This is a genomic window from Cupriavidus sp. MPR-AND1C (assembly GCF_058809705.1).
Genome location: NZ_JBXASU010000010.1, coordinates 41,143 through 53,436 on the forward strand (window position 1 = coordinate 41,143; position 12,294 = coordinate 53,436).

Here is a 12,294-nt window from a genome sequence, read left to right on the forward strand (position 1 = left end):
CATGCAATTACTGGAAGTCTCCGCCAAGGAAGGTTATGTCTGGTTCCGCCAGGGTGTCTGGCTGTTCCGCAAGAACCCGCTCGCCTTCCTGATGCTGTTGTTTGTCTACCTGATCGCGGCGCAACTGGCCGTGTTCGTGCCGTTGATCGGCATCATCGCGCTGCTGGTGGTCACCCCGGGCCTGTCGGTCGGCATCATGACCGCCTGCCGCGAGGTGATCCTGAACAAGCGCGTGCTGCCGACCGTATTACTGGCGGGATTTCGCGGCAACGGCAAGCAGGCAAGCCGCAACCTGCTGGTGCTGGGCGGCATCTATGCAGGCCTGGTCTTCGTGTTGAGCCTCATCGCGGGCAGCCTGGTGGACATCAGCACGCTGGTGCCGATCCTGCTCAAGGAAGAAGCGCCGTCGGCGGAATCCGTGCGGCAGCTTTACTTCGCGCTGATGATCGGGGCCGCGTTGTATACGCCGATTGCCATGCTGTTCTGGTTTGCGCCGCTGCTCACCGCGTGGCACAACGTGCCGCCGGTCAAGGCACTATTCTTCAGCTGGACCGCGTGCTGGCGCAACCGTGGCGCGTTCCTGGCCTATGGCGTGGTGTTCGCGGTCCTGCTGGTGGCGGTACCGTTCTTCCTGGAGGCGTTGTTCGGCGCATTGGGGGCTGAAGCGGTGCTGTCCTTCCTGGTCACGCCGTACTCGCTGCTGATGCTGGCGATCATGTATTGCTCGTTCTACGCCACCTACCGCGGCTGCTTCAATGTCGTGCCGGAAGAAGCCGCCGGCAGGCCGGACCTGGCCGCCTGAAGGCTGGTCACGCGGCTCGCAGGCCGAACAGCCGGGCCGCGTTTCGGTCCGGCGCCTCGCACAGCGGGCCCAGCCACTCCCACACCTTGCGCTGCAGGCCGGCATAGCCGGCCTCGGCCTCGTGATTGGTCCAGGGCCAGTCCGATCCCCATAGCAAGCCTTGCTCGCCCAGGCAGTGGTGCCAGCCAGCCACCACGCCGGCCAGGTCCGCCGCCACGCGATACGGCGCGCTCAGCTTGACGTAGACCTCCCTTTGCCCGCGCCAGTGCGCGGCGCAAGCCAGCATCGGCGCGTCTGCCTGCGCGCCGGGCGCGGGCTTGCCGAAATGATCCAGCACCAGCGCGATCGGCACCGCCGGCAACCAGGCCCGCAGCTCGTTGAGCCGGCCCGGATCGGTGTGCAGCTCCAGGTGCCAGCCCAGCGCGTGGGCCGCCTCCAGCAGCGCGGGCCAGCGCGCATCGCGCCATGATGCGTCGTCGTGCCGCCCCACCATATTCCAGCGCAGGCCGCGCACGCCCAGGCCGTGCAACCGCGCCAGCTCGCCAGCGGATGCCTCCGGGCCCACTACGCAAACACCGCGCAGCGCGGGCGAAGCCGCCAGCGCTGCTTCCAGCTCGCTGTTGTCGCAGCCGAAAAAACTTGGCTGCACCACCACGCCCGCGCGCACGCCATGCGCCCCGGAGATGGCTTGCCACTGCGCCAGGCTTGCGCCGTAGGCGGGCCGGTAGCGCGCCCCGCCCACGGCGGGGGCATTGGCGGAAAACACGTGGAAATGGGAATCGATCTGGAACATGTTCTGACCCAAGGAACGGCGCATGCCGCCATGAATGGTAGCGCCGGTTGACACCTGCGCCCCTCCATTCTATGCTCTAGTCCTATAGATGACTAGAGCCACCGCTCTCCCCGCAAAGGCACCGCCGCCGGGGCACGCATGGAGACACGAATGCCAGACCGTTCCGCCCTGCCCGAACCGACGGGAGCCGGCCTCGACGCCACGCCAGCCAGCCTGGCGGCACCGCGCTGGGCCCGCATCGCGACCGCGCTCAAGGGCCGCATCCTGGCCGGCGAATGGGCTTCCGGCACCGCCATTGCGGCCGAGAGCGCACTGGCCGAGCACTACGGCGTGGCGCTGGGCACCATGCGCGCCGCCATCCAGGCGCTGGTGGACGAAGGCTTGCTGGAGCGCGTGCATGGCCGCGGCACCTTTGTGCGCGGCGCGCTGACCGGCGCCACCATGGCGCGGTTCTTCCGCTTTGGCGACGCCGGCTCGGAGATTCCCGAGTCGCGCATCGTGTCGCTGCGCACGCTGGCGGCGCCAGCGGATGTCGCCATGCAGCTTGGCCTGGCTGCGGGCACGCCGGTGCTGCGCGTACTGCGCCAGCGCGGCTGGGAAGGCCAGGTCCGCCTGCTCGAGACCATCTGGCTGCCGGCGCCGCTGTTCGGCGCGCTGGCCGCGCTCAAGCCGGCCGAGTTCGCGCCCCTGCTCTACCCGATGTATGCCGAGCGCTGCGGCGTCACGGTCGGCCGCGCCGTCGACGACCTGCGCTTCACCCGGCTTGGCGCGCGCGAGGCTGCTCAACTGAGCCTGCCAGAAGGCCATCCCGCGCTGGCGGTCAGCCGCGTGGCGTTTGACCTGGCTGGCCGGCGCGTGGAGTTCCGCCAGACGCTGGGCAATGCCGACGATTTCCACTATCGCGCCGAGGTTCGCTGAACCCGCGCCGAACCCGCGCGCCACGCCACCGCAAGCGCGGCCCGGCGCAGCACCCAGACCTACACACTCCGAGGAGACCCATGCGATTCCCGATCCGTCTTTGCGCCACCGCCCTGTGCTGGCTCGCCGCCGGCACCAGCAGTCTTGCGCACGCACAGGCCTGGCCCGCGGCCAAGCCCATCCGGCTGGTAGTCACCTACGCGCCCGGCGGCGGCGCCGACACCATGGCCCGCATGATCTCGCCGCGCCTGGGCCAGGAACTGGGCCAGACCATCGTGGTGGACAACCGTCCCGGCGCGGGCGGCCAGATCGGCACGGACCTGGTCGCCAAGTCAGCGCCGGACGGCTATACGGTGCTGCTCGACGCCGCCTCGTTTGCCGCCAACCCCTCGCTCTACAAGCGGCTGCCCTACGACCCGGTCAAGTCCTTCATCCCGGTCTCGGTGCTGGCGCTGTATCCCAACATGCTGGTCGTGAACCCGCGGTTCCCGGCCAAGACCACGCAGGAGCTGGTCGCGATGGCACGCGCCAAGCCTGGCAGCATTGCCTATGCGTCCTCGGGCAATGGCTCGGCCCAGCACCTGGCGGGCGCGCTGTTCGCGCAGCGCATGAAACTGGACCTGCTGCACGTGCCGTACAAGGGCGGCGGCCCGGCCATGGCCGATGTGATTGCCGGGCAGGTGCCGGTGTTCTTCGCCAACACGGCGTCGGGCCTGCAGCATGTGCGCGCGGGCAAGCTGCGCGTGCTCGGCGTGACCGGCGCCAGGCGCACGGCCATCCTGCCGGACACGCCGACGCTGGCCGAGGCAGGCGTGCCGCACTATGAAGTCTACGAGTGGAATGGCGTGTTCTTGCCGGCGGGCACGCCGCCGGAGATCGTCAAGCGCCTGTCGGATGCGATCCGCAAGGTCATCAACCTGCCGGAGAATCGCGAGCGCGTGACCAGCCTGGGCGGGGAAATCGTGGCCGGCACGCCCGCCGAGGCGGCGAAATTCGTCCAGGCCCAGACCACCGAATGGGCCAAGGTGATCAAGGAAGGCAACATCCAGCTGGACTAAACCCCATCCCGCTCGCTGCCTGGCCGCCAGCCCGCCCGCTCAGTCGATCGGGTCCAGCTTGGCGACCGACAGCACCAGCCATTTGGCGCCGTGGCGCTTGAACTTGATGTTCGCGCGGGCGGCATCGCCCTCGCCTTCGAGCCCGGCGATCACGCCTTCGCCAAACTTGTTGTGGAACACGCTCTGGCCGATACGCAAACCGGAGCCGGCCTGGCGCTTGGCATCCGCATAGCCGTTGCCGGTGTCCATGCCGCCGGTAGGCTGGGTGCCCGAATAGGGAACGTCCTCGGCCTTCTTGAACCAGTCGCGGCCCCAGCCGCCCTCGTTCTGCTGGCGGCGCTGCGAACCGCCGCCGCCATAGGCCTGCGCAGGCGGCATCAGCCACTTGAGCGATTCCTCGGGCAGCTCCTCGAAGAAGCGCGAGCGCACGTGGTAGCGCATCTGCCCATGCAGCACGCGGCTTTGCGCGAACGAGAGATAGAGCCGCTCGCGCGCGCGCGTGATGGCCACGTACATCAGGCGGCGCTCTTCCTCCAGCCCGTCGGCCTCGGTGGCGCTGTTCTCGTGCGGGAACAGCCCTTCTTCCAGCCCGGTGATGAAGACCGCATTGAACTCCAGCCCCTTGGCGGCATGCACCGTCATCATCTGCACGGCGTCCTGGCCCGCCTGCGCCTGGTTGTCGCCGGCTTCCAGCGAGGCATGGGTGAGAAAGGCCACCAGCGGGGTCATCACCACCGGCAGCGCCTCGGGATCCAGCACCTGCTGGGCCTGGTCGCCCTCGGCCAGCGCGGGCAGCGGCTGCGCGCCATCGCGCCCGACCGGAATCGCACTGGCCAGTGCGTCCAGCCCAAAGCCTTCCTCCGTCACGAACGCCTGCGCCGCCGTCACCAGTTCCTGCAAGTTCTCGATGCGGTCCTGGCCTTCCTTTTCCGCGCGGTAGTGCGTGATCAGGCCGCTGGTGTTGGTCACGTACTCGACTGTTTCCGGCAGCGTCATGCGGCGCGTCTCGGCGCGCATCTGCTCGATCAGCCGCACAAAGGCGCCCAGCGTGCTGCCGGCCTTGCCAGGCACGAAGGCCACGGCTTCGGCCAGCGAGCAGTTGTACTGGCGCGCCGCATCCTGCAGGGCTTCCAGCGAGCGCGCGCCGATGCCGCGCGTGGGGAAATTCACCACGCGGCCGAAGGCAGCGTCGTTGCGCGGGTTCTCCAGCAACTGCAGGTAAGCCAGCGCGTGCTTGACTTCGGCGCGCTCGAAGAAGCGCAAGCCGCCGTACACGCGATAGGAAATGCTGGCCGAGAAGAGCGCGTGCTCGATCACCCGCGACTGGGCATTGCTGCGGTAGAGGATGGCGATCTCCGAGCGGCTCATGCCCTGTGCGATCAGGTCACGGATTTCCTCCACGATCCAGCCGGCCTCCTGGCCGTCGGTGCCGGCCTGGTACACCCGCACCGGCTCGCCGTGGCCGGCATCGGTGCGCAGGTTCTTGCCCAGGCGGCGCGAATTGTGGGCAATCAGGTGGTTGGCCGAATCCAGGATGTGGCCATGGGAGCGGTAGTTCTGCTCCAGCTTGATCATGTGGCGCACGCGGAACTCATGCTCGAAGTCGCGCATGTTGCCGACATTGGCGCCACGGAACGCGTAGATGCTCTGATCGTCGTCGCCAACCGCGAATACCGCGGCCGGGTTCTGCGTGCCAAAGCCAGCCAGCATCTTGAGCCACCGGTACTGCAGCACGTTGGTGTCCTGGAACTCGTCCACCAGCACATGGCGGAAGCGGTGCTGGTAGTGCTGGCGGATCGCGTCGTTGTAGCGCAGCAGCTCGTAGCAGCGCAGCAGCAGCTCGGCGAAATCAACCACGCCCTCGCGCTGGCACTGCACATCGTAGGCGGCGTAGAGATCGACAAAGCGGCGATTGAAGTCGTCGTTGGCCTCCACATCGGCCGGGCGCAGGCCTTGCTCCTTGGCGTTGTTGATGAAGTACTGCAGGTTCTTGGCCGGGTACTTCTCATCATCCACGTTCAGCGACTTGAGCAGGCGCTTGAGGGCGGAGAGCTGGTCCTGGCTGTCGAGGATGGCAAAGGTCTGCGGCAGGCCGGCATCGCGATAATGCGCGCGCAACATGCGGTTGCACAGCCCGTGGAACGTGCCGATCCACATGCCGCGCGTGTTGATCGGCAGCATTGACGTCAGCCGCGTCATCATCTCCTTGGCGGCCTTGTTGGTAAAGGTCACCGCCAGCAGGCCGGCGGGTGACACCCGGCCGTTCTGGATCAGCCACGCGATGCGGGTGGTCAGCACACGCGTCTTGCCGCTGCCCGCGCCAGCCAGGATCAGCGCCGGCTCGTCAGGCAAAGTGACGGCGGCTAGTTGTTCGGCATTGAGATTGGCAAGCAGGTCGGACATCGGGGAGGCCTTGTGGAGTGCCCCGAATTATACCGGGGCGCCCCTCGTGCCCGCGCGGCCCCGGCCGCCGGACAGGGGGATCGTCCGGCAGGGGGGCCGGGAACCAAGCAAAATGGCGCAAAAAAGCGCGGCGGATCCCCTCGCGAGAGGTAAGCAGAGCACTTTCACGCAGCGCAAAGCATCGGCAAAATGACGCCGCTCGCCCGGGCCAGGGCCGAAATCGCGCACCCCCCACCCGCCTCCCCTATAATTTGACGTTTTCCCGGCGCGTTGCCCCTGCCCGCCTGGCCCGCAGAATCCGACGTAATCATCGACATCCGAGCATGACCGCCCAAGACCAGTCCCTTGCCAAGAGCTTCGAACCCGCCGCCATTGAGGCCAAGTGGGGCCCAGAGTGGGAGAAGCGCGGCATCGCGAAGCCGACCCTCGATCCGGACCGTCCGGACTTCTGCATCCAGCTGCCGCCGCCCAATGTGACCGGCACGCTGCACATGGGCCATGCCTTCAACCAGACCATCATGGACGGCCTGGCCCGCCATGCCCGCATGCGCGGCGCAAACACCCTGTGGGTGCCGGGCACCGACCACGCCGGCATCGCCACCCAGATCGTGGTGGAGCGCCAACTGGAAGCGCAAGGCGTTTCGCGCCATGAGCTGGGCCGCGAGAAGTTCGTCGAGAAGGTGTGGGAGTGGAAGGAAGAGTCCGGCTCGACGATTACGCGCCAGATCCGCCGCATGGGCGCCTCGATCGACTGGAGCCATGAGTACTTCACGATGTCGCCGGAAATGTCCAAGGCGGTCACCGAAGTCTTCGTGCGCCTGTTCGAGCAAGGCCTGATCTACCGCGGCAAGCGCCTGGTCAACTGGGACCCGGTGCTGGGCACCGCGGTGTCGGACCTGGAAGTGGACAACGTCGAGGAAGATGGCTCGATGTGGCACATCCGCTATCCGCTGGCCGAGGCCGATACCGTGCACGGCCTGACCCACCTGACGGTGGCCACCACCCGCCCCGAGACCATGCTGGGCGACGTGGCCGTGATGGTGCACCCGCAAGACGAGCGTTATGCGCACCTGATCGGCAAGTTTGTACGCCTGCCGCTCACCGGGCGCGATATCCCGGTGATCGCCGACGACTACGTCGACCGCGAATTCGGCACCGGCGTGGTCAAGGTGACTCCCGCTCACGATTTCAACGACTATGCGGTTGGCCAGCGCCACAAGCTGGCGCAGCTGTCCATCCTGACGCTCGACGCCAAGATCGTCGCCGACGCGCCCGCCGCCTATGCCGGCCTGGACCGCTTCGAGGCGCGCACCCGCATCGTGGCGGACCTGGATGCCCAGGGCCTGCTGGCCGAGGTCAAGAAGCACAAGCTGATGACGCCGCGCAGCGAGCGCACTGGCAGCGCCATCGAGCCGATGCTGACCGACCAGTGGTTCGTCGCCATGAGCAAGCCGGCGCCGGAAGGCACCTACCACCCGGGCCGCTCGATTGCCGAAGTGGCGCTGGACGCCGTGCAGAGCGGCGAGATCAAGCTGATCCCCGATAACTGGAACAGCACCTACAACCAGTGGCTGGAGAACATCCAGGACTGGTGCATCTCGCGCCAGCTGTGGTGGGGCCACCAGATCCCGGCCTGGTACGACGAGGCCGGCAAGTGCTTCGTCGCCCGTACCGAGGAAGAGGCGCAGGCCCAGGCGCGCGCGGCCGGCAGCACCGGGCCGCTGCGCCGCGAGGACGATGTGCTCGACACCTGGTTCTCCTCGGCCCTGGTGCCCTTCTCGTCGCTGGGCTGGCCCGCCGAGACGCCGGCGTTGCAACACTTTCTGCCGTCGTCGGCACTTGTTACCGGTTACGACATCATCTTCTTCTGGGTGGCGCGCATGGTCATGATGACCAAGCACTTCACCGGCAAGGTGCCGTTCCATACCGTCTATGTGCACGGTCTGGTGCGGGATTCGGAAGGCAAGAAGATGAGCAAGTCCGAGGGCAACACCCTGGACCCGGTCGACCTGATCGACGGCATCGAGCTCGAGCCGCTGCTCAAGAAGCGCACCACCGGCCTGCGCCGCCCCAAGGACGCGCCCAAGATCGAGAAAAAGACCAAGAAGGAGTTCCCCGAGGGCATTCCGGCGTTTGGCGCCGATGCACTGCGTTTCACCTTCGCCTCGCTGGCCACGCTGGGCCGCAACATCAACTTCGACACCGGCCGCTGCGAAGGCTATCGCAACTTCTGCAACAAGCTGTGGAACGCCACGCGCTTCGTGCTGATGAACACCGAAGGGCACGACTGCGGCATGGGCCCGTGCAGCAACGACTGCGGCCCCGACGGCTACCTGCATTTCTCGCAGCCGGACCGCTGGATCGTGTCGCTGCTGCAGCGCGTGGAAGCCGAAGTGGAAAAGGGCTTTGCCGAGTACCGCTTCGACAATATCGCCAGCGCCATCTACAAATTCGTCTGGGACGAGTACTGCGACTGGTACCTGGAACTGGCCAAGGTCCAGATCCAGAACGGCACGCCAGCGCAGCAGCGCGCCACCCGCCGCACGCTGTTGCGCGTGCTGGAAACCGTGCTGCGCCTGGCCCACCCGATCATCCCCTTCATCACCGAAGAACTGTGGCAGAAGGTAGCGCCGCTGGCCGGCCGCGCCAAGGGCGACGGCAGCGAGACGCTGGCGCTGCAGGCCTATCCCCTGCCCGCCATGGCAAAGATCGACGAGGCCGCCGAGCAATGGACCGCTCAGCTCAAGGCCGTGGTCGACGCCTGCCGCAACCTGCGCGGCGAAATGAACATCTCGCCGGCCCAGCGCATTCCGCTGTACGCTGAGGGCGACAGCGCGTTCCTGACGTCGGCCCAGGCTTATGTGCAGGCGCTGGCAAAGCTTTCGGAGGTCAAGGTATTCGAAGATCAGAATGCCCTGATGGCGGAAGGTGCCGGCGCGCCGGTGGCCATCGTCGGCGGCAACCATCTGCTGCTGAAGATCGAAATCGACGTGGCCGCGGAACGCGTGCGCCTGTCCAAGGAAATAGAGCGCATCAGCGCCGAACTCGGCAAGTGCCGTGGCAAGCTGTCCAACGAGAGCTTCGTCGCCAAGGCACCGCCCGCCGTCGTCGCGCAAGAAACCCAGCGTCTGTCGGATTTCGAACAGACGCTGGTCAAGCTGCAGGATCAACTACAGCGATTGCCGGCATGAGCTTTGCATTACCAGCAGGGTTGTCTACACCGAATTGATAAGGAAAACCGATATGGAAACCCGCGTCACCAAGGCTGTCTTCCCGGTAGCCGGTCTCGGCACTCGTTTTTTGCCGGCTACCAAGGCAAGCCCGAAGGAAATGCTGCCGGTGGTCGACAAACCCCTGATCCAGTACGCCGTGGAAGAAGCCATGGCTGCCGGCATCACCGAGATGATCTTCGTCACCGGCCGCTCCAAGCGCGCCATCGAAGATCACTTCGACAAGGCCTATGAGCTCGAGGCGGAGCTCGAGGCAAAGAACAAGCAGGCGCTGCTCTCCCTGGTGCGCTCGATCAAGCCGTCGCACGTGGAATGCTTCTATGTGCGCCAGCCCGAGGCACTCGGCCTTGGCCATGCCGTGCTCTGCGCGGAAAAGCTGGTGGGCGACGCACCGTTCGCCGTGATGCTGGCCGATGACCTGCTGGATGGCAATCCGCCGGTCATGAAGCAGATGGTGGACCTGTACGGCCACTACAACTGCTCGGTGCTGGGCGTGGAAGAGATCGCGCCGGAGCAGAGCCGCTCCTACGGCGTGGTGGATGGCCGCGAATGGGACGAAGGCGTGATCAAGGTCTCGAACATCGTCGAGAAGCCCGCGCCGGAGAACGCACCGTCCAACCTGGGCGTGGTCGGCCGCTACATCCTGACCCCGCGCATCTTCGACCATATCCGCAACCTCAAGCCGGGCGCGGGCGGCGAGTTCCAGCTCACCGATGCCATCCAGTCCCTGCTCAGCCAGGAACAGGTGCTGGCCTACCGCTACAAGGGCGTGCGCTACGACTGCGGCAGCAAGCTGGGCTACCTGAAGGCCACCGTGGAGTTTGCGCTCAAGCACCCGGAGGTGATGGACGAATTCAGCACCTACCTGCGTGCGCGCATTGATAGCATCTGAGCACCTGAAGATCCGGAACCGTGAAAAAAGCCGCAAACGCGGCTTTTTTCATTTGGCGCGGGGGGCGCTCGCATCGAGCGGTCGTTGAATTAACGCCGGCGCATGTAGAACACAAAGACCTTGTCCACTTCCTGGTGCGACAGCAGCTCGTTGCCGGTCTGCTTGGCGAACGCCTGGAAATCCCGCGTGGCGCCGGGATCGGTAGCGAGAATCTTGAGAACATCGCCGCTGGGCATGTCGGCCAGCGCCTTCTTGGTGCGCAGGATCGGCAGCGGGCAGTTCAGGCCGCGCGCATCCACTTCTTTCTGGAACTCCATTCCTCTCTTCCTTGGTTCTGTGCGCTCAGGGCCCGGCATGGCCCATTGTGGCCGCTAGTAGCCACCAGGCCATTGGGACCGTGCCTGCCGCTGTCGCATCGATGACTGATGATTATGGCCGGTATTGTAGCGAAACGCCCGGCTGCCCCAGGCCTTCGCGCCGGCGCGGGTCGGGAATGTCCTCGCCGGTCTGGCGATCGAAGAACCGCACCGGATGGCCACGCGAGGCCAGCCAGTCGGCCACCGCGAAGCCCGTGCCCGCCGACCAGATCCGCATGTCCTCGGGCGCCACCAGCTTGTAGTCGGCCAGCTCCTCGGACAACGCGATGGTGCCGCTCGCCTGCACATGGTAGGCGATGATCAGCTCGTTCTTGCGCATGAACTCGTACACGCCGATCAGCGATACCGAGTGCGCGTCCAGGTTGGTTTCTTCCTTGAGCTCCCGCGCCACGCCCTGCTCCGGCGTCTCGTCGCGCTCCATGAAACCGGTCACCAGCGCGAACATTTTTTCCGGCCACGCGGCATTGCGCGCCAGCAGCAGCTTGCCTTCATATTCCACCACCGCGGCCAGCACGGGCAGCGGATTATTCCAGTGGACAAAGCCGCACTCTGGCTGGATGCAGGCATCACGTTCGCGGCCGGAATGCGGCAGCAATTCCAGCGGCGAACCACATTGCGGACAGTATCGGTAAACGGCCATGCGGGAGCTCCTGTTTTTGTCGTCTTGTTATGTTGTCATTTTATAAGGGCGGCGGCCTTCACGCGCCGCAGGCCACACGCATATCCGCGGCCAGCGCCTCGACGGTTTCCGGCTGCAGATCCCACGAGCACATGAAGCGGCAGCCGCCGGCACCGATAAACGTATAGAAGCGCCAGCCCTTGGCACGCAGCGCCTCGATGGCCGCGAGCGGCAGCTCGGCAAAGACAGCGTTGGACTCGGTTGGGAACAGGATGCGCACGCCCGGGATGCTGGCAATGCGCTCATGCAGCAGCTGCGCCATGGCGTTGGCATGGCGGGCGTTGCCGAGCCACACATCGTTCTCGAGCAAGCCCAGCCACGGGGCCGAGATAAAACGCATCTTGGAAGCCAGTTGCCCGGCCTGCTTGACGCGGTAAGCAAAATCCTCGGCCAGCTTGCGGTCGAAGAACACCACGGCCTCGCCCACCGGCAGGCCGTTCTTGGTACCGCCGAAGCACAGCACGTCCACCCCTGCGCGCCAGGTGATCTCGGACGGATGCACACCGAGTGAAGCCACGGCATTGGCAAAGCGCGCGCCATCCATGTGCACGCGCAACTGGCGGCGCTTGGCGATGGCGGCAATGGCTCGCACTTCCTCCACCGTGTACACCGTGCCGACCTCGGTCGACTGCGTCAGCGACACCACCTTGGGCTTGGGATAGTGGATATCGGAGCGGCGCGTCACCAGCGCTTCCACCGCATCGGGCGTGAGCTTGCCGTTGGCGCCCGGCGCGGTCAGCAGCTTGGAGCCGTTGGAGAAAAACTCCGGGCCGCCGCACTCATCGGTCTCGATATGTGCCAGCTCATGGCAGATCACCGAGTGGTAGGACTGGCACAGCGCGGACAGTGCCAGTGAGTTCGCCGCGGTGCCGTTGAAGACGAAAAACACCTCGCAATCGGTCTGGAACAGGTCGCGGATCCGGTCGCAAACTTTTTGCGTCCAAGAGTCGTCGCCATAGGCCTGCTCGTGGCCGCTGCCGTTGGCTTCGAGGAAATACTTGAGCGATTCCGGACAGAAGCCGGCGTAGTTATCGGAGGCGAAATGCTGCATGGGGTGATCCGTGGCGGGTGGCGTGGCGCATGCCATGGGCGTCGGGGCTTGTGGCCTTTGGCCCGGGGCGGTTTCTGGTATGGGGCTTGTT

10 protein-coding genes are annotated in these 12,294 nt (G+C 66.0%); 5 read left to right on the plus strand and 5 right to left on the minus strand.

Annotation, left to right across the window (positions count from 1 at the left end; translation table 11 throughout):
• Position 1 precedes the first annotated feature (1 nt).
• Positions 2-802 (plus strand): BPSS1780 family membrane protein, encoded by an 801-nt coding sequence (locus AC1RWI_RS08515; RefSeq protein ID WP_006159000.1) that lies wholly within the window; start codon positions 2-4, stop codon positions 800-802.
• Between the two features lie 7 nt (positions 803-809).
• Here the strand turns inward: AC1RWI_RS08515 and AC1RWI_RS08520 are convergent, their stop codons facing one another.
• On the minus strand, positions 810-1,595 hold the full coding sequence (locus AC1RWI_RS08520; RefSeq protein WP_052494644.1) for an amidohydrolase family protein: 786 nt from the start codon (positions 1,593-1,595) through the stop codon (positions 810-812).
• Positions 1,596-1,745: 150 nt separating this feature from the next.
• On the opposite strand from AC1RWI_RS08520, the gene AC1RWI_RS08525 reads away from it, so the two are divergent.
• Together AC1RWI_RS08525 and AC1RWI_RS08530 are read left to right on the plus strand one after the other, a co-directional pair.
• Positions 1,746-2,513, plus strand: a complete 768-nt coding sequence (locus tag AC1RWI_RS08525) for a GntR family transcriptional regulator (RefSeq protein WP_043348330.1) — start codon at positions 1,746-1,748, stop codon at positions 2,511-2,513.
• An 80-nt stretch (positions 2,514-2,593) separates the two neighbouring features.
• Positions 2,594-3,571, plus strand: coding sequence for a tripartite tricarboxylate transporter substrate binding protein (locus tag AC1RWI_RS08530; RefSeq protein ID WP_043348333.1), 978 nt, complete (start codon positions 2,594-2,596; stop codon positions 3,569-3,571).
• A gap of 39 nt (positions 3,572-3,610) precedes the next feature.
• Here AC1RWI_RS08530 and AC1RWI_RS08535 read toward each other — a convergent pair whose 3' ends face one another.
• Complete coding sequence (locus tag AC1RWI_RS08535; protein ID WP_043348335.1) at positions 3,611-5,974, minus strand: UvrD-helicase domain-containing protein; 2,364 nt, start codon at positions 5,972-5,974, stop codon at positions 3,611-3,613.
• A gap of 323 nt (positions 5,975-6,297) precedes the next feature.
• Between AC1RWI_RS08535 and AC1RWI_RS08540 the strand changes: the two genes are divergently transcribed.
• Entirely contained in the window at positions 6,298-9,165 is a 2,868-nt protein-coding gene (locus tag AC1RWI_RS08540) for a valine--tRNA ligase (RefSeq protein WP_492865741.1), read from the plus strand.
• 52 nt (positions 9,166-9,217) lie between these two features.
• Positions 9,218-10,096 (plus strand): UTP--glucose-1-phosphate uridylyltransferase GalU, encoded by an 879-nt coding sequence (gene galU, locus AC1RWI_RS08545; RefSeq protein WP_043348343.1) that lies wholly within the window; start codon positions 9,218-9,220, stop codon positions 10,094-10,096.
• A gap of 89 nt (positions 10,097-10,185) precedes the next feature.
• On the opposite strand, the gene AC1RWI_RS08550 is transcribed toward galU, so the two are convergent.
• From AC1RWI_RS08550 to AC1RWI_RS08560, 3 genes are all read right to left on the minus strand, one after another.
• Positions 10,186-10,413, minus strand: a complete 228-nt coding sequence (locus AC1RWI_RS08550) for a sulfurtransferase TusA family protein (RefSeq protein ID WP_043348346.1) — start codon at positions 10,411-10,413, stop codon at positions 10,186-10,188.
• A gap of 112 nt (positions 10,414-10,525) precedes the next feature.
• Positions 10,526-11,113: an NUDIX domain-containing protein gene (locus AC1RWI_RS08555; RefSeq protein WP_492865743.1), complete on the minus strand. Its 588-nt coding sequence runs from the start codon at positions 11,111-11,113 to the stop codon at positions 10,526-10,528.
• A 58-nt stretch (positions 11,114-11,171) separates the two neighbouring features.
• Complete coding sequence (locus AC1RWI_RS08560) at positions 11,172-12,203, minus strand: threonine aldolase family protein (RefSeq protein WP_492865745.1); 1,032 nt, start codon at positions 12,201-12,203, stop codon at positions 11,172-11,174.
• Positions 12,204-12,294 lie beyond the last annotated feature (91 nt).